This is a genomic window from Pseudomonas cyclaminis, assembly GCF_015163715.1.
Lineage (GTDB): Bacteria > Pseudomonadota > Gammaproteobacteria > Pseudomonadales > Pseudomonadaceae > Aquipseudomonas > Aquipseudomonas cyclaminis.
The window spans coordinates 1-22,893 of the sequence record NZ_JADDUM010000115.1 but is presented as its reverse complement, the minus strand read 5'-3'; the positions used below and the strand labels follow the sequence as shown (position 1 = coordinate 22,893).

The window sequence follows — 22,893 nt, the reverse complement described above, 5'->3', positions numbered from 1 at the left end:
CCACAGGGTTCAGGGGTGGCCGTCATAAAAAAACCCGCCGAGGCGGGTTTTTTACATCGAGGAAGGCGCCGGGCTTACAGCTCGGAGAAGCACTCTTCGATGATCGCCAAGCCTTTGTCCAACTGCTCGTCCGGCGAGGTCAGCGGGACCAGTACGCGCAACACGTTGCCGTAGGTGCCGCAGGACAGCAGGATCAGGCCCTTGTCGCGTGCCTTCGCCACCACGGAGGCAACGGCCGCGGCGTTCGGCTTGTGGCTGTCGCCATCTTCGAACAGCTCGACGGCGATCATCGCGCCCAGGGCACGGACTTCGCCGATCACCGGGTACTTGGCCTGGATAGCCTTGAGGCCAGTCACCAGGCGCTCGCCCACTGCCTTGCAGCGGTCCAGCAGGTGCTCTTCTTCGAACACCTCCATCACCGCCAGCGCAGCGGCGCAGGCGATCGGGCTGCCGGCGTAGGTGCCGCCCAGGCCGCCTGGCGCGATGGCGTCCATGTATTCAGCCTTGCCGCACACACCGGCCAGCGGGAAGCCACCGGCGATGGATTTGGCGAAGGTGGTCAGGTCGGCGGCAACGCCCATCTGTTCCATGGCAAAGAAGGTACCGGTACGGCCGGCACCGGTTTGCACTTCGTCGGCGATCAGCAGGATGCCGTGCTTGTCGCACAACTCGCGCAGGCGCTTCATGAACGATTTAGGCGCGACGTAGAAACCGCCTTCGCCCTGTACCGGCTCGATGATGATGGCAGCGATATCACGCGGCTCGGCATCGTTCTTGAAGATGCGTTCGATGCTGGCGATGGAATCGTCGTCGCTCACGCCGTGCAGCTCGTTCGGGTACAGCGCGCGGAACACGCCGCCAGGCATCAGGCCCATGCCGGCCGAGTAAGGCACGACTTTACCGGTGAGACCCAGGGTCATCATGGTGCGGCCGTGGTAAGCACCGGTGAAGGCGATCACGCCAGCACGGCCAGTGGCAGCACGGGCGATTTTCACGGCGTTTTCGACGGCTTCGGAACCGGTGGTGACCAGCAGGGTTTTCTTGACGAAATCACCTGGCACCTTGGCGTTGATCTTTTCGCACACTTCTACGTACGGCTCGTAGGCCAATACCTGGAAGCAGGTGTGGGTCAGCTTGTTCAGTTGCTCGGTCACGGCGGCGATGATTTTCGGGTGCACGTGGCCGGTGTTCAGCACGGCGATACCGCCGGCGAAGTCGATGAACTCGCGACCTTCAACGTCGGTCACGGTGGCGTTCTTCGCGGATTCGGCGAAGATCGGGTGAATCTGGCCAACACCGCGTGGTACAGCAGCTTCGCGGCGTTTCATCAGGGATGCGTTGGTCTTGCTCATAAAGTCCTCATTCGCCACTCATCGGGTGGCGTGGTTCAAGGAATACGTGGCGGGGAGGCAACTACGGCAGCATGCGATGATCGACTGCCACAGCTTTCCCGGCCACTACGAATAACGTCTCGAAACACGCAAAGGGTCAGCGCTCTCGTGCCCTTTGCGTTTACAGCCATGCCAAACCGGGGCTTAGATGCCCAGGCAGAGGTATTTGATTTCCAGGTAATCCTCGATCCCGTACTTGGAGCCTTCACGGCCCAGGCCCGAGGCCTTGATGCCGCCGAACGGCGCCACTTCGTTGGAGATCAACCCGGTGTTGACGCCGACCATGCCGTATTCCAGGGCTTCAGCCACACGGAACACGCGGCCCAGGTCACGCGCATAGAAGTACGAGGCCAGGCCGAACTCGGTGTCGTTGGACATCGCGATCACTTCAGCTTCGTCTTTGAAACGGAACAGCGGCGCCAGTGGGCCGAAGGTTTCTTCCTTGGCGACAGCGGCGTTTTTCGGCACGTCGACCAGGATGGTCGGCTCGAAGAAATTGCCTTCCATCACCTTGCCACCGGCCAACAGTTTCGCGCCTTTGCTCAGGGCATCAGCGATGTGTTCCTGAACCTTGGCCACGGCTTTTTCGTCGATCAGCGGGCCGGTGGTGGTGCCGTCTTCCAGACCGTTGCCGATCTTGAGCTTGGCCACGGCCACCTTGAGTTTTTCGGCGAACGCGTCGTACACCGAATCCTGGATATACAGGCGGTTGGCGCAGACGCAGGTCTGGCCGTTGTTGCGGTACTTGGAAATGATCGCGCCTTCGACGGCCTTATCCAGGTCCGCGTCGTCGAACACGATGAACGGCGCGTTGCCGCCCAGTTCCAGGGAGACTTTCTTGATGTCCTTGGCGCATTCGGCCATCAGCTGGCGACCGATTTCGGTCGAGCCAGTGAAGGACAATTTACGCACGATCGGGTTGCTGGTCAGCTCGCCGCCGATGTCGCCGGCGCTGCCGGTAACCACGCTCAACACACCTTTCGGGATGCCAGCACGGTGCGCCAGCTCAACCAGGGCCAGGGCCGAGAACGGGGTTTGCGACGCAGGCTTGATCACCATAGTGCAACCGGCGGCCAGGGCCGGGCCGGCTTTACGGGTGATCATGGCCGCCGGGAAGTTCCACGGGGTGATGGCAGCGGTCACGCCGATTGGCTGCTTGATCACGATCAGGCGCTTGTCGGGCTGGTGGCCGGGGATCACATCACCGTAGATGCGCTTGGCCTCTTCGGCGAACCACTCGATAAAGGACGCGGCGTAGACGATTTCGCCCTTGGCTTCAGCCAGCGGCTTGCCTTGTTCGAGGGTCATCAGGCGGCCGAGGTCGTCCTGGTTTTCGATCAGAAGTTCGAACCAACGGCGCAGCTTGTTGGCGCGCTCCTTGGCAGTCAGTGCGCGCCAGGCCGGCAAGGCCTTGTCGGCGGCTTCGATGGCACGGCGGGTTTCCGCGGCGCCCATCTTTGGCACGGTGCCGAGAATCTCGCCCGTGGCAGGGTTGTTGACCTTGATGGTTTGACCATTGTCCGCATCGACCCAAGCGCCATCGATAAAGGCTTGTTGGCGGAACAACTGGGAATCTTTGAGCTGCATGTCGGCTTTCCTTAACAGCACCGCGCGCACGCGGAGCGAATTAGAGTTGTTGAAAGGCGCCTTGTGGGCTGCCGTCAGGGAAATCAGCCTCAGCACGCGAGGAAGTTAAATGCGCACGGGAGACAGAGCGTTTGAAATCTCAAACGAATCCTAGGATCAATGGGGGTACAGGGCAATAGTCTGTTCGAAAAAAAGAACGAAAACGGCGCATTTGCCGGGTTTATCTGATCAGCGTAGCGGAGGCGGGTTTCAGCGCGGTTTCCCCAGGTGCGCGGTGCAGGGCCTTTGTTCAGGAAATTCCTACCAGAAAGCGGCCAAAGACCGGCATGGACGCCCAAGGTCGACATGGGTATGATGTCGCCCGCACAAGCATCCGTAGCTCAGCTGGATAGAGTACTGCCCTCCGAAGGCAGGGGTCGTGGGTTCGAATCCCGCCGGGTGCACCATATACTAGTTTCTGGCTGTCTCAGACAGTCTACGAAACACCCAAAGAAGCCCGCCCCGTGCGGGCTTTCTTGTTTCTGCAGCTCCCCACTACCTCCCCTCCGCAAATCCCACCCAACGATAGCCTGGCATCCAAACAAACCACTAAGTACGATACCCCCTCACCCTCCGGAGCCCCCACGGATGAGCACCCCCACCCCCCAACCCTTCGCTCTCTGGCTACGCTCCTACTCCGGTCAGGTCGAGCTTCACCAGCATGACTTCCATCAAATAGTGCTCTCCCAATCCGGGTCGATGGAGATTGAAGTCGACGGGCGAGGTGGCAAGGTTGATGCGGGCCAGGGCGTGGTGATTTCTGCGGGCTCCCGGCATACCTTTCTGGCCGACACCCATAACAGTTTCCTGGTGGTGGATGTGCCCACTGGCCGTGGCGAAGCGCATAAAAGCGCTGCCGCGGAATTTGACCTGCTCAATGACAAGCGCTTTTTTGCGGTCAGGCCGGATATACGGCATTTGCTCGATTATGCCAGCAGCAACGGGGCACGGTTGATCGGTTCACTTGCGATGGCCGAGTCATGGAGTCGGTTGCTGTTGGGCTCTTTGCTACAGCCCGACGTGGCGCCAAATGACCTTGGGCAGCTTATCCTCGCGAAGGCGTTGGCCTATATTGAGCAGCACCTGGGCAACGCTCTGACAGTGCGTGATATTGCGCGCTATGCGGGCACCAGCGAACGGCGATTATATGTGTTGTTTGGGCAGCATCTGCATACAACCCCGTTCGCGCATATCGCGAATTTGCGCTTGAATCTGGCCGTTGACCTGCTGCGCCAGACGTCTTTGTCGATCATTGATATTGCGCATCGCGCCGGGTACGCCGACCAGAGCGCGTTAACCCATGCCTTGAAGAAAGCGCGCGATATGACGCCGGCCGCTGTGCGTAAACAAGCGCGACACCACTGAAAAAAATAGCAGCCCTGAACAATTTTTTGGCGGGTCTGATCAATACTCGCTCGCCTGAGCTTTCTATTGTTCCCGCTTGAGGTTTATCCGCAGAGGGGTTTGCATGAGCACTTCCAACCCATCCATCACTCTTGCCAAGGGCGCCGTCGGTGCGACGCTGATTGGGGTGATTGCCGTGTTTTTGTGGGCGTCTTTGGCGCTCCTGACCACCTTGACCGCCGGGATCCCGGCCTTTCAGTTGTTGGCGTCGAGCTTCGCGGTCGCGTTCGTGGCCAGCCTGTGCATGCTGGGGCTGCGTGGCGCTGCCGGGTTCAGCAGTTGGCGCCAGCCCTGGCCGGTGTGGGCAACGGGGTTTGCGGGTATCTTCGTTTATCACGCGTTGTATTTCTTTGCCCTGAAAGCCGCACCTGCGGCTGAAGCCAGTCTGATTGCTTTTTTGTGGCCGCTGTTGATCGTGCTGTTGTCGAGCTATGCCCCCGGCGAATCGTTGCGCAAGCGCCAGTTGCTCGGCGCTTTGCTCGGCTTAGCGGGGACGGCCTTCATCATGCAGTTGCGGGCGCGGAATGACAGTGCGTCGATGCCGGTGATGGGTTACGCCGCTGCCTTTGCCTGCGCCTGGGTCTGGGCGATCTATTCGGTGTTCAATCGGCGCTTCAGCCATGTTCCGAGCAGCATCATCGGGGGGATTTGCGGGCTGGTGGCGGTAGCTGGAGGGCTCTGCCATCTGGCTTTCGAAACCACGGTGCGGCCGGACCCAGGCCAGTGGGGAGCAATCATCGGCCTGGGGCTGGGCCCGGTCGGCCTGGCTTTTTTCGCCTGGGACCACGCGACCAAGCACGGCAACCTGTCGATGCTTGGCGCGCTGTCTTACCTGGCGCCGCTGTTCTCCACGCTGCTGCTGATCGCCATGGGGCAAAGCGATGCCAGGCCGATCCTGATGATTCCCGCGGTGTTGATCATCAGCGGTGCGGTCATCGCCACTTCACGCTCACGCGCGACCTCAGGGTGATTTCGACGGGCAAAGGAGGCAGACAATGAATCCTGCCTCACTTGCGCCCCTCAGACCCGAGCCGGCGACACAATGATCTTCACATTGTGTTCCTTGTTTTTGACCAGTTCCTCGAAGCCCTGGCCGACGATCTGCTCCAACTGAATACGCCCCGTCACCAGCGGCGTGATATCCAGCCGGCCATCGGCAATAAACGCGATCACGTCGGCGAACTCGCCGTTGTAGGCCAGCGCCCCCAGCACCTGTTTTTCCGTCGCCACCAGTTCGAAAAAGTTGAATTCGCTGGGCTCTTCGAAGATCCCCACCAGCACGCATTTGCCGGCCTTGCGGATCAGGTCGATGGCGAGTTTGGCCGTGTGCTTGTTGCCGATGCATTCAAAACTGACATCGGCACCGAGCCCGCCCGTGAGGCGGCGGACTTCGGCCAAGGCGTCGCATTGGTTGGGATCGAGCACGTGGGTCGCGCCCACTTCATGGGCCTTGGTTTTGCGCGCGCCGGACATTTCCAGGGCGATCACCTGCGCCGCGCCCGCCGCCTTGGCGCACATGATGGTGCACAGGCCGATGGTGCCGGCGCCGACCACCACGACGTTTTGCCCGAGCAGGCTGCCGGCTTTTTTCACCGCGTGCATGCCCACCGCCAACGGCTCGATGAGTGCCCCGGCTTCGGCCGGGAAGTTCGCCGGCAATTTGTACAGCAGGTTGGCCGGCACGTTGACGAGCTCGGCGAAGGCGCCATTGTTCATCAGGCCGGTGAAGGCCAGGTTCTCGCAGATGTTGTACAGCCCGTGGGTGCAGTAGTAGCAGATGCCGCAATGCTGGCAGGCATCGGCCGCCACCGGTTCGCCGACGCTGAAGCCTTGCACGCGGATCTGCACCCAACCGGCAGGCGGCGAAACGGGCAGGGGAACGTCTTAGACGCGGATATCTTGACGGCCGTGCCAGACAGCGGCACGCATGCTGCGTTGCGGGTTGTTCGAAAGGCTCATCGAGAAGTCTCCTTGAAACGGCGGGTACCGGCGCATCGGGCGGGTTGCCAGAGCCAGAGCAAGGCCGGTGCCAGGTCCGCAAAAAACCCTGGGCTGGCGTTTTTTAGAGCGCGCCGATGGGTATCCGGGGATGGCCGTTATCGCGGTCTAATGAGACGCGCCATGTCAGCGCGCACGAGGCCGCGACGAGACGCTGAGACGTTGCGTCTCGCGGTCTAAATCAGCCCACCGCGCCTGTATGACGTTTTGTCCTTCCATCTGTATCTAACGCGCGCCCTCCGACCGCCCTACCATCAGGCGCATCCAACCCGCGCAACGAAGTACCTACAGGAGTTAACCCATGCCCGAACTGTCAAACCTGCTGGCGTATGGACTGATTTCGCTCGGGATGGTGCTCACGCCCGGCCCGAACATGATCTACCTGATCTCGCGATCGATCTGCCAGGGGCCGCTGGCCGGGCTGATTTCGCTGGGCGGTGTGGCGTTGGGTTTTGTCGTGTACATGCTGTGTGCGGCGCTGGGTATCACCGCGCTGCTGATGACGGTGCCGTATGCGTATGACGCGCTCAGGCTCGGCGGCGCGCTCTACCTGTTGTACCTGGCCTGGCAAGCGCTCAAGCCGGGCGGGCGCTCGGCGTTTCATGTGCGTGAGCTGCCGCGCGACGGGCCACGCAAATTGTTCACGATGGGTTTTGTGACCAACCTGTTGAACCCGAAAGTTGCGGTGATGTACCTGTCGTTGCTGCCCCAGTTCATCACCCCCACCGGCCACGGCAGTGTGCTGATGCAGTCCATCGTGCTGGGTTGTACCCAGATCATGATCAGCGTGAGCGTCAACGCGGTGATCGCGATCATGGCGGGTTCCATCGCGGCGTTCCTGGCGGGCAAGCCGGTATGGCAGTTGGTCCAGCGCTGCTGATGGGCACGGTGCTGGCCGGCCTGGCGGTGCGCATGGCCATCGATGCTCGGCGTTGAGACGGGTTGTTGTAGTGAGGAGTTTGAGCTTTATGTCGATTTCTATGCTGCCAGGGCCTCGCGCAACACCTGCTCCAGCAGGATGAAAAACCCGTGGATATGCGCCTGTTTCAACGCCTGGGGCCGGGTGACCAGGTAGACGTCCAGCGACGGCAGTTCAATCTCCGGGAAAATTTCGCTCAGGCCCTCTGCCAGGAGACGCGGCAGCACCGCGACGCCCATGCCGCGCCTCACCGATTCAAGCTGCACGCTGAACGAACTCACGCGGATCGCGGCATGGTCCAGCCCCGCCGCCTTCGCCGCGCGCATGGGCGGCAACAGGTCCAGCGGCGGCAGCAAGGCGATACTGGCCGCCGTGGCCGGGGTGTGCGCTGGGCACCGCTGCAGGTAAGCAGCCTGCGCGAACACGCCGTAGTCGAGTGTGCCCAGCGCTCGATAGATCAACGAAGGTTCGCCCAGATGCGCGGTGCGCACGGCGATGTCAGCCACGCCGCGCACGATCTTGTGAAAGTCGGTGGTGACCAGTAATTCCACGGCACAGCCAGGGTGCAGGGCGGTAAAACGATTGGCCGCTTCCAGTATCGAGGCCGAAAAGCCTTCGCCGGCACTCACCCGTACCGTGCCGCTCAGCGCGGCCTGCGTCCCGTCCCCCTCGACCGTCGTCTGGCGGCGCAGGCGGCCTCGGCCGCCAGCGCGACGTCCACCAACGATTGCCCGCGCGAGGTCAGCCAGCATCCCTCGACGCCGCGCTCCACCAGCGGCTCCCCCAGGGCGGCTTCCAATTGGGTCAAGCGCCGGGAAACGGTGGACGCCGCCACCCCCAGCAACTGACCCGCTTGCAGAAAACTGCCACGCCGCGACACGGCCAACAGCAGACGAAGATCATCCCAATTTGCTTGCGACGCCATACCCGTGCTCATCCCTGGTCTGCAAATATGCAAAGCCATTATGCAGCAGTCGCCGTTTTTCACGCGTGGTCTCAGCGGTATATCTAGCGGCCTTCTAAACACTTGGTATGGCCTGAATGAACTCAAATCCCCACCGTCTGCACAGTACGTTCGTGACCGGAGCCACAGGTTTGCTGGGCAACAACCTGGTCCGCGAGTTGGTTGCACGCGGCTACGCGGTCAAGGCCCTGGTGCGCTCGCAAACCAAGGCTGAACAGCAGTTCAGTGACCTGCCGGGGGTGGAATGGGTGGTGGGCGACATGGCCGATGTCGGCGCCTTTGCGTCGGCGCTGCAGGGCTGCGACACGGTGTTTCACTGCGCGGCGTTCTTTCGCGATAACTACAAGGGCGGCAGCCACTGGGACGCGCTCGAAAGGATCAACGTGACCGGCACACGCGCATTGCTCCAGCATGCCTACGACGCAGGGGTCAGACGGTTTGTGCACACCTCTTCGATTGCCGTGCTCGACGGCGCACCCGGTACGCCCATCGATGAGACGTGCCTGCGCGCCGAAGCCGATGCGGATGACTACTACCGCAGCAAAATCCTCGCTGAGCGTGAAGTGATGAGGTTTCTGCAAACCCATCCCCGGATGGGCGCGTGTATGGTACTGCCTGGCTGGATGTGGGGGCCGGGCGACCGTGGGCCGACGTCCTCGGGGCAATTGGTCAAGGACGTGATCAATGGCAAGCTGCCGGGGCTGATCCCCGGCACCTTTTCGCTGGTCGACGCCCGCGATGTGGCCTTGGCACACATTGCTGCCGCCCAGTACGGGCGACGCGGCGAACGTTATCTCGCGGCCGGCCGCAACTTGACCATGCGCCAGTTAGTCCCGCTGCTGGGACGTATTGCCGATGTGAAAACACCGTCCCGACAACTGCCACTGCCCGTGCTCTACCTGTTGGCCGCCGTGCAAGAGACCTACGCCTACCTCACCGGTAAACCCATTTTGCTGAGCATGGCGACCCTGCGGCTGTTGATACGCGAGGAGCACCGCACCTCGTTCAACCACCGCAAGAGTGAAAAGGAGCTTGGTCTGAGCTTTCGTGCGCTGGAGCAGACCGTCACCGATACGGTGGCTTGGCACCAGCAGTACGGCGGGGTGTGAAAAAGCCCCAGGCCGACAGGCCTGGGGCTTTTTTGTGGGCACCAGCTCAACGCTTTTGCAGCGCCTCCAGGCGTACCGGCAGATCTTCCTTGGGAAAGCGTTTGTGCAACGCCAGCAACTGTTCGTCCGCCGCTTTGGTTTGCCCCGCTTCACGCAACCGGATAATTTCCCGCAGCCCCTCCTCCAACGAAGGCAGGGCAACCGGTGCGCGCTTGCTCATTTTTGCCATGGACTGATCCGCCATCGCGCCGGCAATTTCAGCCTGAACCGGCGCACTTTCGGCCTTGGGCGCGGCGGCGATGCGGGCCATCGGTGCTGGGGCGGATAACGCCTGAGGTGCCGGCCGGGCGGTTTCTTCGTGCAAGGCGGAGAACGTCGCCGTGGAGATTTCGGGTTGCGGCACCGGCTCGCGCATCACCACGCCGATCATCAACGCCAGGCCTGCCACGGTGGCGAATGCCATTTGCCAGCGCGGGCGTTGGCAGGCTTGCAGCCAGCGTTGCCACAGGTTCGGTTGCGGCGCCAGGGCTTCGCGGCGGGCGGTGTTGAGGATGAAGGCGTCGAGGGACGCGGGCGGCTCGCCCATGCTGTGTTGACGAAAATGCTGGAGCAGTTCGTCGTCATTGTCTGGGGTGTGTCGGGAGTCGGTCATACAGGTACCTCTTCGGCCAGCAGACGACGCAGTTTCTGCAAGGCGTAGCGCAAGCGGCTTTTTACGGTTTCCAGCGGGGCGTTGGTGAGCGCGGCGATCTGGGGCACTTCGAGGTCGCCGTGCAGGCGGAGCAGGAAGACTTCGCGCTGGTCTTCGGGCAAGGCTTGCAGGGCGGTGTCGAGGCGCGCCTGATCGCGGCTCAGGCTCAGCTGTTGCTCGGGGCCGGCGCTGTCGTCGGCCTGGGCGTGCAGTTGCTCGTCGTAGCTGTCGTGCAGCGGGTTATGGATGCCGTGCTTGCGCCAGTGGTCGATCAGGCGGTTGCGGGCAATCTGGAACAACCACGTGCGAAAGCTCGCCCGGCCTTGTGGCTGGGTGTTGCTGCGAATCAGGCTGAGCCAGGTTTCCTGGTAGATCTCCTCGGCCAGTTCGGCCTTGTTGCAGAGGGATACGAGGAAACGGTAAAGGCCCTGGCGATGCCGCGCATACAAGACTTCGAACGCGGCGGCGTCGCCGGTGCGGTAGCGGGCCAGCAGGGATTCGTCGCTGGGTGGATCATCGGGAACAGCCATGTACGTGTAGAGCTCCTTCTGTCAGTCAAAGCAGGATTAAGTGTGGGAGAGGGCTTGCCACCGGTAGCAGTTGAACAGTCAACCCATCTGTTACTGATAAACCGCCATCGGGGGCAAGCCCCCTCCCACATTTGATCTTTATCGTGTTTGAGATCAGGGCTTGAGGCTTTGGGCCAATTCCACCAGCTGTACGAATTCATTGCGCAGGCCGAACGGGTCATCGGCCCGCGCCGAGCGGGCCAGGGCGGCGGTGTCCTTCAAGCTCATGCTGCCAGTGTAGCGGCCATCGCCCTTGAGCTGTTGGGCGAAGGCGGCTACCGCCGCCGCGAAGCGCAGGTCGTCACTGGCCTTGGTGGTGTCTTGGCTGATAGGCCGCTCGATCAAGCGGCTATCACCGCCTGCCGCAGGCTTGTAGCGCACGCGCAGCATCGCCAGTTCATCGGACTTAGCTTCGGCCGCAGGCGCGCTGGCGTAGCGCAACGGCTCCAACCAGCCCTTCTCGCCCTTCGGTACGATTTCGTACAGCGCGGTCACGGTATGCCCTGCGCCAATTTCGCCGGCGTCGACCTTGTCGTTGTTGAAATCCTCACGCTTCAAGGCGCGGTTTTCATAGCCCAGCAAGCGATATTCGCTGACCTGGGCCGGGTTGAATTCCACCTGAAGTTTCACATCCCGCGCCACCACGGCCAGGGTGGAACTGAGTTGGTCCACCAGCACTTTGCGGGCTTCGCGCAGGGTGTCGATGTAGGCGTAGTTGCCGTCGCCCGCATCGGCCAGTTGTTCCATCAGGTGTTCGTTGTAGTTATCCACACCGAAGCCGAGGGTGGTCAGCGAGACGCCGCTTTTACGCTGCTCGGCGGCCATCTGCTTGAGGCTGTCGAAGTCGCTGATGCCCACGTTGAAGTCACCGTCGGTAGCCAGCAGGATGCGGTTGATGCCCTTGTCGATAAAGCCTTCGCGGGCCATCTGGTAAGCCAATTGGATACCGGACGCACCGGCGGTGGAGCCGCCAGCGGTGAGTTGATCAATGGCATTGCGGATCTTGGCCTTGTCGCGCCCCGAGGTGGGCTTGAGCACCACGCGGGACTCACCGGCATACACCACCAATGCAACCCGGTCCTGATCACGCAACTGATCCACCAGCAATTTCAGCGTGCCTTGCACCAACGGCAAGCCTTCACGGCGGTCCATGGAACCGGACACGTCCACCAGGAACACCAGGTTGGCCGGCGCCAGCTCCGCCACGGCACGGTCGGACGCCTTGATGCCGATGCGCAGCAGTTGAGTGTGCGGGTTCCACGGTGTGGCAGCGAGTTCGGTGGTTACGCCAAACGGTGAGCCGTCGCTGGGCAGTGCGTAGCGGTAGGGGAAGTAGTTGACCATTTCCTCCAATCGCACAGCGCCTTCGGGCGGCAGACTGCCTTGGTTGAGGAAACGTCGTACGTTGGCGTAGCTGCCGGTGTCGACATCGACGCTGAAGGTGGAGACCGGTGTTTCGGCCACGCGGTGCACCGGGTTGTCCGGCAGGTTAGCGTATTGCTCACGGGGTTCGCTGCGGTAGTCCATGGCCACTGCATCACTGCGCATCAAACCAGACACTCTGGGTGCAGGGGCTACCGCTCGCTTCACCAAGGCACCTTCGGTGCTGGCGGGCAGGTATTGCGACTCAGGCGCCAGGGCGACGGAGCTGGCGTTATCGCGCGGCGAGTGCGGCTCGCAGCCAGCCAGCGTCGCGAGTGCGGTGAGTGCGACGCCTTGAATGACATGACGCATAAGCAGCGGATCAGGACGGAGCATTGGGCTGAACCTCGGACATGAATGTTACGTTCATACCTTCAGACGCAACGCATGCAGGGTTCGGGTTTAGCGCCGTACTTTTTCTGCAAGCCCTATGAAAGTGTTTCTCCGTGTCACTCCATATATCTAACTTTTTATGTCTGCCCGGCGCTTTCGAAACCAATCGCAACCTGGAAATAACCACGCTGGCGCTGGCTCAGCCCTCGGATGGAAACCACACAAAAGCAAACACATTAATGGGCGCAACACCATGTGAGCAACATCAGGAAACGCTGATTCAGCGACACATAAACGGTTGGCAGCGCAATAACGCCAATGCCAATTTAACGGCCCGCAAATGGATATTGCCTACATGCATTGAAAAAGGACCAAGCCAAGCCATTCATAGGTCATTACTACAATGAAAGTACCCGCCAGCGTCTCCCTGTTTCCCTCTCCCGAGGTGATTTCGCCGATCACACAAAACACCGCTTCGCCCGCAGCAGTGGCCACACCGCATCGGCACTCGGGAACGGTCGATTACTCTCACCCCAGTGGGCCACAGAGCCCACCCTCTTACCGCGACAGCGATGCCAACGACACCTCACTGCGCCCAGACGATCCTCACATCGCCAAGATAAGGAAGCGGGCTTTTGATAAACAGCAAACCATAGCGCAGCTCACTCACAGAACGCCGTCCTGGCAGGACAAGAATAGAAATAACAAGATAGAAATTTCTTACTCTTTCAACAATAGCCGCTTCACCGAAACGCAAAAACAAGAAGCGCGGCGCTCCATTGAGTCCTGGGGAGATGTCGCCAATCTGGCCTTCACCGAAAACGGTGGCGCAGCAGAAGGCAGGCTGACGTTTGAGATCGCCAACGTCCCGAGCGCGGACGGCGCATACCCAACACCCAATGGCGGTGGGGGTGGCAGAACCCGTTATAACCCGCGGATGGCGACACGAGTGGTCATTACCCATGAAATTGGGCACGCCCTGGGGTTAAGCCACCCTGGTGTCTACGCCTTCACGGCCAACGAGAACCAACGCGTCTATGCTCAAGATTCAAGCGCGCACACGGCGATGAGCTATTTCAATGACCGCAGCAGCGGCAAAAACCTGGGTGCCAAACCCAAGGCCCCCATGATGGATGACATCTCTGCCATCCAGCAAAAATACGGTGTCAATCGCGAGACTCGCAAAGAAGACAACACCTACGGCTTCAACTCCAACACCCAGCGTGATTACTACACGCTGCGTTCCAGCCAGGACAAATTCGTCGGTTGCATTTGGGACGGCGCAGGCAACGACACCGTGGATGTATCGGGCTACAGCGCCAATCAAGTCATAAACCTCAGGGCGGGCTCGTTTTCCGATGTCGGCGGGTTCCAGGGCAATCTTTCCATCGCCAGGGACTGCACCATCGAAAATGCCATTGGTGGTTCAGGCCAGGATACGCTGATCGGCAACACGGCCAATAACCAACTCACAGGAGGGGGCGGCGCGGATCGATTACGCGGAGGAGGCGGTGCGAACACCTTCATCTACAACCAGGCGAGCGACTCCACCCCCCAAGCCCCCGATATCATCATGGACTTCACCAGTGGCACCGACACCATCAACGTGCACGCCGCCTTAAAAAACGCCAAAGCGACGACACTGAACTTTGTCGACAGGTTAACCGGCAAAGCCGGGGACACTCTGCTGTCCTACGATGCCAAAAGCGGCACTGGATCGGTGTCCATCGACCTGAATGGCAATGGGACAGCCGACTTGCTGATCAAGACTCACGGACAGGTCAAGCCTGGGGATGTTGTCAGCACCCCACCGCTGATTCACCATCGTCGCGACACCCGTACAGATATCACCCCACCGGTGACCCCGCCCGTCACGCCGACACCGCCGAAGGCACGCTTCTTCTTTGAAAAGGCCAGTGAGTCGACCTATTCCAATGCTCAAGTGCTCAAGGATTTCGTCAGCGCAAAGGACAGGATCGACCTGACGGGAGTGAGTAAAGAAGCCAATTCACCCTTTACATTGGTCGAGGCCTACACCGGCCGTATCGGCGATACGATAGTGAAGTACAACACGCGAACGGGTCGCTACTTTATAGGCGTGGATCTAACCGGGAATCGCAAGACCGACTTCCTGGTGAAGAGCACCCGACCGATAAGACCCACAGATATCGATGGCCTGGCATAACGGCATTCGCACAAGGTATTGAAAACGGCCCTCCCCGACCGCGAGGTTGAGGAGGGCCATATTCCAAGCGATGCCGCGTGCTCAGTCCGTACCGTACTTCGGATTACGCGGCCCGTACAAAATCCCCGCACGTTGCCCCGGCGACAGCAGGCGCGCACTGGTGATACCGGCAATCGGGTGCGCTGCATCGGTGGAACTGTTGATCACCTGCTTGACCGCCGCCGTAATCAACATGCCCACCAGGCCACCGCCGTTGTTGTTGCCTTCCTCGCTGGACGCGCGTGCGGTGCCGGTCCACAAGGTGGTGCCGGTGCGCAGGTCGACCAGTTTGGCCGAGGCGGTCACGGCGGTGTCGCTGGTAATCAGCATGTACTTGGTGCCGTACTCGCTGACGGTGATGTACAGCGCCGCGTCCGCGCCAAAGATGTCATGCAGCTTGGTCGGCGCCAGGCCCTGGATATCGTTGGCGGTGGTCAGACCGTTCTGGCGGAAGGTTTCGTCCACCAGAGCAATCGGCAACACGTAGTAACCGGCTTCGGCCAGCGGGTAGGTCACTTGCGAGACCAGGCTGTACGAGGCCTGCACTTCCGGGGATTCGTTGATCGGTGGCAGCACCAGGATCGACTTCGGCCGCGCCTGTTTATAAGCCGTGTAATCCACGGTCTTGGGCGTCGCACAACCGCCGAGCAAAGCCAGGGCCAGCAGGGCGCCAGTGAGTTTTAACAGGCTCATTTGGTGGCCACTCCGGTCTTGGCGTTTTTCAGCAGAAAGTCCATGTAGGCGGCGGACTCAGGAAACAGGGCCTTCTCGGTGCGAAATTCCTGCACCATCTGGTCATCCTTGCCCATGCTCAGGTACAGCATGCCCAGGTGCGCGTGGTAACCCGGCGGCGCCTTGCGGCCACTGGCGTTGATCTTTTGCAGATCGCGTTCCAATGCCTCGACCTGCGCTTCCTTGGGCTCGCCCTTGAAGTACTCATAAACCTGCGGCTGGTAGCTTTCCCATTGATACAGGGGTTGGGGCGCCGTGTGGCACCCGGCGACTGCCACGATTGCTGTCAGCATCAGCGCCAACTTCACTGCCTTGCTCATCCGTGTACTGCTCCTTGAGGTGTTGCTGATCAGTTGCGCGGGTTCCAGGCGCCGGCGTTGATGCCGTCGACCAGGCGGTTGATCGCTTCGCGCATGGCCAGGTCCAGGACCTTGCCATTGAGGGTTGAGTCGTAGCTGGCTGTGCCGCCGAAGCCGACCACTTCACGGTTGGACAGCGCGTATTCACCGGCGCCCTGGGTGGAATACACCACTTCGGAGGTGCTGATGTTGACGATATTCAGTGCAACTTTGGCGTAGGCCACTTGGGTCTTGCCACGGCCGAGGATGCCGAACAGCTGGCGGTCGCCGGTTTCTTTGCGGCCGAATTCGGTCACGTCGCCGGTTACCACATAGTCAGCGCCCTTGAGCTTCTGCGCGGTGCCTTTGATCGCGGCTTCCTGGGAGATTTCGCCCATGTTGTCGCGGTCCAGCACGCTGAAGCGGTTGGTTTGCTGCAGGTGGGTGATGAGGATGGTCTTGGCCTGGCCACCGAGACGGTCGACGCCATCGGAGAAGATGCCGCGCATGTAGCTGGAGCGGTTGTCGAACTTGCCTACGGCAATCGGCACGCGCACGCCGGAATAGGCAACGTGGGCGCTGGCAACTTGCTCCACCGGCATGGCGCGATTGCTTTCGGTGGCGCAACCGGCCACAGTCAGCAGCGCTGCGGCGGTGAGGCCTGACAGCAGGATTTTGGAGAGTGTTTTCACGTAGTGCTCCTGGAGTGAGAAATCGGTGTAGACAGCATTAACGAGAAGGAATGGCGCGCAGGTCATCGACGATGTCGCGACTCAAAACGCCGGTATAAAAACGCTCGACGCTGGAGTTACCGGAGTTGGTGATGATACCGCCCATGGTCCTCCATTTTTGCGCTTCACCCATTACGCCAGCCGGCACAAGGTTGTTACGCGTCTTGGCAAAATGCAGCACCTCGCCGCCGCCCTTCTTGACCTTGACCTGATAGCTGAAATCGACAGCGGCCAAAATGGTGTTGTCATCGACAATCAATGTCGAGAGACCGCCTTTGGAGTCCGGGATATGGCGCGTATAGACGATGCTCACATCCAGCAGATAGTCAGCTTTTTCCTTGCTGGTCGCATAACGCTTGGCGCTGAGCAGGCGGTCGACCAGATCGACGCCCAGTTGCTGGCGCACCTTGTCATCCGGCAAAAAGCGCTCGTTTTTGCCCACCACCTCAACATCGAAGGTATCGAGCCAGTAAGTGGCAGTCTTGGGAATGGTCACCGGCGCCGGAGAAATATAGTAATCCGGCTTGGAGGCGCAGCCTGCCATCAGGCAGGCAACGAGGAATACGGCAAACGCGCGCATGTCTGAATTCGTCCCTGAAAAGTATCGTGCTTTAAACAATCGGCGCATTTTACGGAGTTGAGAGGGCTTCTCAAGGGCTTTTGGTCGCCTGCGTGCGCCGCCGCACATTTCTCAAGTTGTGTACCATCCGGTCGAGACACTGTGTTGGGTCTGTTTATTAATAGGGATATTGCGTGTTTAAAGTTTTCCTCCGGGCTTCGGCCCTGCTCACCGCGCTGTCGATGACCGGCTGCGTTTCCTACACCGTCACCGGCCCTATCGCCGCCCCGCTCCACCCCGTAGCTGTCAGCAGCACGCGCAGTGCGCAAATTGCTGATGTGGCGGTGAGCGCCGCCGACGTCAACGAGGCCAACAAGGCTGCCATCAGCAGCTCCCTGACGGCCCAGATCACCCAGTACGTGCGCACGGCGGGTTACTTCAAGCAAGTCACCGAGTACCCGGTACGCCTGGGCGAGCAGGACGTGACGCTGAAATTCAACATGACCGCCCTCAAAGGCCATCGCGCACCGCACCCGGCGTACGTGCCCGGCGCGCTGCTGACGCTGACCATCTGGATCTGGGTCAACGGCCCGATCTACGTCGACAGCTTCGAGGTGGCCGGCGATCTGGTGATTGTCGACCGCACTGGTAAAGAGCTGGCCAAGGCCAAGGACTCGATCAAGTTCGAGCACAACGTCGGACTTTACAGCGGCCAATATTGGGCGCCTTCAATGGGCGGCCAACAGCTGACCAAACTGGTCGGGCAACTGCTCGACACCGCCACTGCCAACCTGGCCAAACCGTAATTTCAAGGAGCGAAGCATGAAAGGATTGATCAAACACAGCCTGGTACTCGCAGCGGTCTTGCTGACCGGTTGCGTGTCCTACTCGCAGCACGAACTGCCCGCCGTACAGACCTGGCCACCGACCGCCAACGCACCGGAGCAAAAGCCCACGGCGTATGTGCACACCACCGCGCAGAACCACGTCAACGGCGGCCCGGGCAACGCAGCCATCGGCGCACCGGTGGTTCTGTGGGAAAAAGCCGTGGCCGATTCGTATCGTGACTCCCAGCGTTTTTCGCGGGTGAGCACCGACAAGGTCGACTCGGACATCTACGTGGACGCCACGCTGCACAACAACGAGGAATATAGCCCGGTGTCGGCGTTCATCACCGGTTTCACGTTCTTCGTTATCCCGACCACGGCGAAAAACATCTTCACCCTGGAGACGGTGTTCAAGGACAAGGATGGCAAGGAACTGGGCCGCGTCAAAAAGAGCGAATCGGTGCGCACTGGATGCATCTGGTGCTGATCGTGGGCCTCCCGTTCCAGAGCGACACGCGGGAAGTGGTCGAGGCGCTGACGCGCAGTACGTTGGATGAGGCGGTGCAGCGCAAGTTGCTCTGATCAACCCAAGGCAACCAGCCCACAGGGGCTTTTGTGGTGAGCGGGCTTGTCGAATCGTCGCACCGCCCGCTCACTACAGAAGTGCTGCGTTTAGAAGGCGTAGCGCGCTTTGAGCATCACGCCGTCAGCATCAAAGCCACTGCGTGCCTGACGCGTGTAGGCAGCGCCCACGCTGAAGTCCGACACCTGGTAGTTCACACCCACACTGGCCTCGTAGCTGTCACGCGCCACCGATGCACCGGTCACGGTAAACGCCGAACCACCGGCCACGAAGCTGGAGGTTTGCGCCACGCGGTCACCCATCAGGTCGTGATAGGCCATCAAGGTCGCTTCCGGCTGCAAGCTGCCAGCGCCCATCGGCAGGTTGCCGGCCAGGCGTACGCCCGCGCCCAACTCACCCACTTCATAACGCTGCGACTGGGTGCTCAGCGCGGCCGAAGAGCCTTTCTCGTCGTAGCCATCCATGCGCACGTTGGAATAACGCGCGGCAACGCGAGGTTCGATCACCACCGCTTGCGACGGCTTGAAGCTGTAACCGCCGATCACGCTGGCCGACAACACATTGCTGTCGTAACTGCCCTTGGCCGTGGTGCCGGCGATGTGGCGCTTGCTGTCGTTCTCGTTGTGGCCATAGCTGAGGCTGCCGTCGACAAACCAGTCTTGCAGCGACCAGTTACCGTACAGCGACAGCGCGTGGCCTTCGACGTCGGTCTTGTTGCCCAGGTCCGAATGGATATTCGAATTGAGGTAGCTGTAGGCCACGCCCAGGGTGGTGGTGTCGCTCACACGGCTGTCCACACCCACCGCCATGCCGCTGCTGTTGGCCGAATAACCGTTGCTGCCGCCGCGACCATCCTGGTCCATGTTGCTGCTCAGGCCCTGCACCCACACGCCGCCGGCTTTTTTGGCTGCGCGCTGCTCGGTGAGGCGATTGAAGATCGCACCGTTGACCACGGTTTGGCCGGACAACGCCACGTCGAGGGCACCGCGGTTGACGTCCGGCTTGAGCTGGTCGCCGATCTGCGCCAGTTGCTCCGCAGTGCCGGCGTTGGCCAGGGCCTGGAAGACTTGATCGTCCGCGCTGAGTCGGCTCAGCACGCCGTTCTTGAAGGTATTGAGCACCGTCGCGGTCGACGCACTGGCACCGACACCGGCCAGGTCCTGCTGCACTTGCACGTTGTCTTTCACCGCCACCACGGCCTTGACCGTTTGCGCATCGGACGAATAGCTGAGCACGTCCAGCAGCGCTGAAGAGCTGCCCACGGACAAGCCGTTGTCTTGCACGCTGGTGGCTTGCAACAGGGTGTATTGGGTGCCGTTATCAGTGCTGGCGAAGTCGCCTGGCTGGGCGCTGACGGTCAGCTTGGATGCCTGGGCAAACGTGGCGGCACCGTTGACGGTCAGGTACGGCGTGGTCGGCACGACGCTGTCGGACAGGTGCATATCAATGCCCGCGCCGCTGGCCACATTGAGATTGCCGGTGATAGCGGTGCCAGGGGCCGAGAGGTTCAGTGAGCCTGAGTTGATCGACACCGGCGCGATGATGCGGTTGCCGGTGAAACCCGCCTGGCCGTCGATATTCACCGCGCTCAGGTTGAGCACGTCGCCGATGATGTCGCCACCGGTCCAGTTCAGGGTTGCCAGGTTGCGCGCATCGATGGCGGTACCGGCGTTGCTACGGATTTCGCCGGCTTGCTGGTTGATCTCAAACGATGACACTTGATCGGGGCCGACCAGAATCGCCGTGCCATCGGCGATGACCGTGCCACGGTTGACGATGCCACGCGAACCGCTCGCGCTGTTCTGGGCGAAGGTGGCCTCCAGGAACTCAAAGGCATTGGCATTGGTGCCCTTGGCCTCAAGCGTGCCGGTGTTGAGGATGTAATCGATGGTGCCGTTATAAAAAAATATGCCTTTGGCGTCATTGCCGTTGGCAGAAATCAAGCCGCTGTTTTCGATACGCAGCGGGCTGGTATCGGTTTCCACTTCGATGCCCCAGGCGCCTTCACCTGTCGCCCGGACAGTGCCGGAGTTGAGGATCTTGCCGCCGATGGTGGTCGGGGTGTTGTTGTCGCGGTCCAGCACGATGCCAATCGCGCCTTCGCCAGCCATGTCGATCAGGCCGGTGTTGGACACGTCGCCGCCGATGGTGGTGCCGTGCAGGTAAATGCCCTCGCCCCCGCCAATGTAGAACGGCGGCGGTGCAGGCGCCGACGGTGCCGTTGAAATGATCGTGCCGGAGTTGATCACGCTGCCGCCGATATTGGTCTTGCCGATTTCCAGGCCTTCGTCGCCACCGTTGTTCATCAGGATGTTGCCAGCCTGCACCACGTCACCGGTGACAGAGCCCGGGCTGAGGTTGGGCGGGCCGGTCCAGTACATCGGGTCCAAGGCAAAGCCTCGCACGGTGTAGCCGTCGGCATTCAGCGTGATGTCAGCGCGGTTGATCAACGAACCCTGGATGTGGGTATCAGCGACACCCAGCCCGGCAGGGGGCGCACTGGTCGGTGTGGTCACCTGGGTGGTTTGCCCGGTGAGGATCAGCGACTCGTTGTAGGTCTCGCTGACAAACTGGGTCTTGCCCGCTCCAAGGTCCACTTCCACCGCGAGCACCTGCGTGCTGATGGCGCCGACCATGATTGCCAACAGGCTTTTCTGGAACTGCTTACGCTTCATTTCAAACTCCATGAACTACAGGTCAAAGCCGCCAACAGGCCCGGCGGCAGTAGGTGTATCGAGTGAGGGGTCAAAGGACCCAGAGGCATGCCCTCGGCGCGTTTGCGAAATACACAGGCGCGACTATTCGCACCGCACAAGGCAGTGGCGAAGAAGGGAATAAGGGGAAAAAGCTCACATCAATCCTTAATGTTTTTGAAAACGCTGCAGTCCATGCAGCCCGACCGCGTGCGGGTGGGCGGGGTTACAGACCTTCGAATGTACGAAAAGGTTCGGGATTGTGTCGCAAAGATGTGTAGTCGATCACAATACGGCGGTGTTAGCGGGGAGCGGGCCCGGGTCGGCGGGGGGGGCTATGCCTTGCGTGGGTTTGGGCGGGGGGCTTATAGTCCGGCCGTCGTCCAACAGGGCGATCGGATTTGGCGATCCGTTGACCGTATGCGAGAGCTTTCTGCTTGATTGCAGGAGTTTCCGTACCCGCATTGCTGCTCTCTATGGCAGCTGTGCGCGGGAGACCTTCGGGTCTGCCGGAACTCGGTCCCGGTTCGCCAACCTGCGTACAGCTGTCACCCATTCGTTTGGCGACGATAGGTGACAGCCTCACTCTACTGACCGAGGTTTTTACCTATGAACCGCTACATGCCCCTGACCGGCCACGACTGCACCGTTCCCGCCCTGCTTATCGACACCCAGGCGCCCCTCGACGTGCTTCATGACGCCGCTGTGCACCGCATCCAAGCCGTCACCCAACTGCTGGAAAACCTGGCCTTTCGCGAACAGCTCAGCAGCGACGCCGTAGTGCTGCAGGACTTCGCCCATCTGCTGGCGATTCCGTTGCGTGACGGTTGTGATTTGTTGGATGCGATCAGTCGCAGGCTCAACGCCAACCCGGCGTGAGTTAAACCGGGCGGCCTGTGCCGCCCATCCCGTCATTGCCTGCAAGGCGTGCCGATGACCCGGGCGACTCGCAATGGGCTAGGGCTCAATCCAAAACCGGCCGACCACATAGGCGGCCGCTGCTGCGAGCACCACCACCGCAGCAACCCGACTGACCATAAATCGCACCGTTGCCCGCGGCGTGCGAGGCTGTTCAAACACAAACGCGAACAACAGCCCGATGGCGCACCACAGAACACCGGCCGCCGCCGAGCCCAACATTGACGCACGCCTATCGAAGTAGACCCAGACCAGCATGAACGCAGTGGCACTGACGGCCATTACCAGCAGGCACAACCCTTGCGCGACTCGACAGCCGATACTCAACGTGCGCGCCAGTAGTGTGGGAATACGGGGATTCATCGATCATCCTTGAAGAGAGAAAATAACTCAGCGCGCCGATTATCCGGGTTGTGGTAACCAGTCCCATGCACTAAACAACAGTGAGCCAGTTTAAATTAATAGATCACCGGTCAGCGTCACACCCTAACCAAGATGTCTCTTCTATTACAGGAACACTAACGGACATTAAAAAACCAAAGCACGAGACCTAAAGCAAATCCAGCCACGGCCATTTGCAGATAGAACAATGCATGCGCCTCCAAGAGGCTAATAATATCCTCACCACCACTCAGCCAATAACCCGCTATCTGAAAAAATGCACACATAGACACTAGCGCTAACGCCGAGGCGCAAGGCAGATAAACAGCTACCCACCAGGGTTCATTTTTTCTCATGGCCACTCCTTGCTATGTAAATACACGGTTTCTTTTCCACCTTATGAAGAAATAGGGGTCACAGAAATAGCAGAAATAGGAGTCAGACCACCAATATACATTGGTGCACTAATCGTGGTCTGACC

At 60.6% G+C, this 22,893-nt stretch carries 20 protein-coding genes, 1 tRNA gene and 3 pseudogenes; 10 read left to right on the top strand and 14 right to left on the bottom strand.

All coding sequences use genetic code 11. The features are described 5' to 3' along the window. Nucleotides 1-74: 74 nt before the first annotated feature. Together gabT and gabD are read right to left on the bottom strand one after the other, a co-directional pair. The gene (gene gabT, locus IQK56_RS15795) at nucleotides 75-1,352 is read right to left on the bottom strand and encodes a 4-aminobutyrate--2-oxoglutarate transaminase (RefSeq protein WP_032884867.1); all 1,278 of its coding nucleotides are present in this window, start codon (nucleotides 1,350-1,352) and stop codon (nucleotides 75-77) included. A gap of 183 nt (nucleotides 1,353-1,535) precedes the next feature. Then, the gene (gene gabD / locus IQK56_RS15790; RefSeq protein WP_122757712.1) at nucleotides 1,536-2,978 is read right to left on the bottom strand and encodes an NADP-dependent succinate-semialdehyde dehydrogenase; all 1,443 of its coding nucleotides are present in this window, start codon (nucleotides 2,976-2,978) and stop codon (nucleotides 1,536-1,538) included. Nucleotides 2,979-3,347: 369 nt separating this feature from the next. On the opposite strand from gabD, the gene IQK56_RS15785 reads away from it, so the two are divergent. The 3 genes from IQK56_RS15785 (at nucleotide 3,348) to yddG (ending at nucleotide 5,391) form a co-directional block, all read left to right on the top strand. After that, nucleotides 3,348-3,424, top strand: a tRNA-Arg gene (locus tag IQK56_RS15785). A 181-nt stretch (nucleotides 3,425-3,605) separates the two neighbouring features. After that, complete coding sequence (locus IQK56_RS15780) at nucleotides 3,606-4,382, top strand: AraC family transcriptional regulator (RefSeq protein WP_193862198.1); 777 nt, start codon at nucleotides 3,606-3,608, stop codon at nucleotides 4,380-4,382. A gap of 103 nt (nucleotides 4,383-4,485) precedes the next feature. After that, nucleotides 4,486-5,391, top strand: coding sequence for an aromatic amino acid exporter YddG (yddG, locus tag IQK56_RS15775; protein WP_193862199.1), 906 nt, complete (start codon nucleotides 4,486-4,488; stop codon nucleotides 5,389-5,391). Between the two features lie 50 nt (nucleotides 5,392-5,441). Here yddG and IQK56_RS15770 read toward each other — a convergent pair whose 3' ends face one another. Beyond that, nucleotides 5,442-6,296 carry a zinc-binding dehydrogenase gene (locus IQK56_RS15770; RefSeq protein ID WP_246500235.1) on the bottom strand — a complete coding sequence of 285 codons (855 nt, stop codon included), beginning with the start codon at nucleotides 6,294-6,296 and terminating at the stop codon, nucleotides 5,442-5,444. 424 nt (nucleotides 6,297-6,720) lie between these two features. Here IQK56_RS15770 and IQK56_RS15765 point away from each other — a divergent pair. Further along, nucleotides 6,721-7,355 (top strand): annotated as a pseudogene (locus IQK56_RS15765) (LysE family translocator). Nucleotides 7,356-7,397: 42 nt separating this feature from the next. Here IQK56_RS15765 and IQK56_RS15760 read toward each other — a convergent pair. After that, a pseudogene (locus IQK56_RS15760) lies at nucleotides 7,398-8,263 on the bottom strand (LysR family transcriptional regulator). A gap of 116 nt (nucleotides 8,264-8,379) precedes the next feature. Here IQK56_RS15760 and IQK56_RS15755 point away from each other — a divergent pair. After that, entirely contained in the window at nucleotides 8,380-9,411 is a 1,032-nt protein-coding gene (locus IQK56_RS15755) for an SDR family oxidoreductase (RefSeq protein ID WP_150762538.1), read from the top strand. Between the two features lie 46 nt (nucleotides 9,412-9,457). Here the strand turns inward: IQK56_RS15755 and IQK56_RS15750 are convergent, their stop codons facing one another. The 3 genes from IQK56_RS15750 to IQK56_RS15740 all read right to left on the bottom strand — a co-directional run bounded on the left by IQK56_RS15750 (nucleotide 9,458) and on the right by IQK56_RS15740 (nucleotide 12,429). After that, nucleotides 9,458-10,063 carry a hypothetical protein gene (locus IQK56_RS15750; protein ID WP_193862200.1) on the bottom strand — a complete coding sequence of 202 codons (606 nt, stop codon included), beginning with the start codon at nucleotides 10,061-10,063 and terminating at the stop codon, nucleotides 9,458-9,460. Beyond that, nucleotides 10,060-10,632 (bottom strand): RNA polymerase sigma factor, encoded by a 573-nt coding sequence (locus tag IQK56_RS15745; protein WP_122307424.1) that lies wholly within the window; start codon nucleotides 10,630-10,632, stop codon nucleotides 10,060-10,062. The genes IQK56_RS15750 and IQK56_RS15745 overlap by 4 nt, the downstream gene beginning before the upstream one ends. Nucleotides 10,633-10,785: 153 nt before the next feature. Continuing rightward, on the bottom strand, nucleotides 10,786-12,429 hold the full coding sequence (locus IQK56_RS15740) for a vWA domain-containing protein (protein WP_193862201.1): 1,644 nt from the start codon (nucleotides 12,427-12,429) through the stop codon (nucleotides 10,786-10,788). 110 nt (nucleotides 12,430-12,539) lie between these two features. Between IQK56_RS15740 and IQK56_RS15735 the strand changes: the two genes are divergently transcribed. Next, nucleotides 12,540-12,833 (top strand): hypothetical protein, encoded by a 294-nt coding sequence (locus IQK56_RS15735; protein WP_150677254.1) that lies wholly within the window; start codon nucleotides 12,540-12,542, stop codon nucleotides 12,831-12,833. Continuing rightward, the gene (locus IQK56_RS15730) at nucleotides 12,830-14,611 is read left to right on the top strand and encodes a M10 family metallopeptidase C-terminal domain-containing protein (RefSeq protein WP_150762492.1); all 1,782 of its coding nucleotides are present in this window, start codon (nucleotides 12,830-12,832) and stop codon (nucleotides 14,609-14,611) included. The genes IQK56_RS15735 and IQK56_RS15730 overlap by 4 nt, the downstream gene beginning before the upstream one ends. 81 nt (nucleotides 14,612-14,692) lie before the next feature. Here IQK56_RS15730 and IQK56_RS15725 read toward each other — a convergent pair whose 3' ends face one another. Genes IQK56_RS15725 through IQK56_RS15710 form a run of 4 tightly spaced genes read right to left on the bottom strand, consistent with a single transcriptional unit; the run spans nucleotide 14,693 to nucleotide 17,031 of the window. After that, a complete protein-coding gene (locus IQK56_RS15725; protein ID WP_032884857.1) occupies nucleotides 14,693-15,343 on the bottom strand; it encodes a DUF799 domain-containing protein in 651 nt (216 codons plus the stop codon). Further along, nucleotides 15,340-15,702: a DUF4810 domain-containing protein gene (locus IQK56_RS15720; RefSeq protein ID WP_193862202.1), complete on the bottom strand. Its 363-nt coding sequence runs from the start codon at nucleotides 15,700-15,702 to the stop codon at nucleotides 15,340-15,342. Before IQK56_RS15720 ends, IQK56_RS15725 begins: the two co-directional genes overlap by 4 nt. A gap of 29 nt (nucleotides 15,703-15,731) precedes the next feature. After that, nucleotides 15,732-16,412, bottom strand: coding sequence for a CsgG/HfaB family protein (locus IQK56_RS15715; protein WP_122307422.1), 681 nt, complete (start codon nucleotides 16,410-16,412; stop codon nucleotides 15,732-15,734). A 37-nt stretch (nucleotides 16,413-16,449) separates the two neighbouring features. Next, nucleotides 16,450-17,031: a hypothetical protein gene (locus IQK56_RS15710; protein ID WP_122307421.1), complete on the bottom strand. Its 582-nt coding sequence runs from the start codon at nucleotides 17,029-17,031 to the stop codon at nucleotides 16,450-16,452. Between the two features lie 173 nt (nucleotides 17,032-17,204). Here IQK56_RS15710 and IQK56_RS15705 point away from each other — a divergent pair, with 173 nt between their 5' ends. Next, nucleotides 17,205-17,816 carry a hypothetical protein gene (locus tag IQK56_RS15705; protein WP_193862203.1) on the top strand — a complete coding sequence of 204 codons (612 nt, stop codon included), beginning with the start codon at nucleotides 17,205-17,207 and terminating at the stop codon, nucleotides 17,814-17,816. Between the two features lie 16 nt (nucleotides 17,817-17,832). Beyond that, a pseudogene (locus IQK56_RS15700) lies at nucleotides 17,833-18,419 on the top strand (hypothetical protein). 90 nt (nucleotides 18,420-18,509) lie between these two features. On the opposite strand, the gene IQK56_RS15695 reads toward IQK56_RS15700, so the two are convergent. Beyond that, nucleotides 18,510-21,095, bottom strand: a complete 2,586-nt coding sequence (locus IQK56_RS15695) for an autotransporter family protein (RefSeq protein ID WP_193862205.1) — start codon at nucleotides 21,093-21,095, stop codon at nucleotides 18,510-18,512. A gap of 639 nt (nucleotides 21,096-21,734) precedes the next feature. On the opposite strand from IQK56_RS15695, the gene IQK56_RS15690 reads away from it, so the two are divergent. Then, a complete protein-coding gene (locus tag IQK56_RS15690) occupies nucleotides 21,735-21,992 on the top strand; it encodes a hypothetical protein (protein WP_150762500.1) in 258 nt (85 codons plus the stop codon). Nucleotides 21,993-22,070: 78 nt separating this feature from the next. Here IQK56_RS15690 and IQK56_RS15685 read toward each other — a convergent pair whose 3' ends face one another. Both IQK56_RS15685 and IQK56_RS15680 read right to left on the bottom strand, forming a co-directional pair. After that, nucleotides 22,071-22,394, bottom strand: coding sequence for a hypothetical protein (locus IQK56_RS15685; protein WP_193862206.1), 324 nt, complete (start codon nucleotides 22,392-22,394; stop codon nucleotides 22,071-22,073). A gap of 155 nt (nucleotides 22,395-22,549) precedes the next feature. Beyond that, the gene (locus tag IQK56_RS15680; protein ID WP_193862207.1) at nucleotides 22,550-22,768 is read right to left on the bottom strand and encodes a hypothetical protein; all 219 of its coding nucleotides are present in this window, start codon (nucleotides 22,766-22,768) and stop codon (nucleotides 22,550-22,552) included. Between the last annotated feature and the right edge of the window lie 125 nt (nucleotides 22,769-22,893).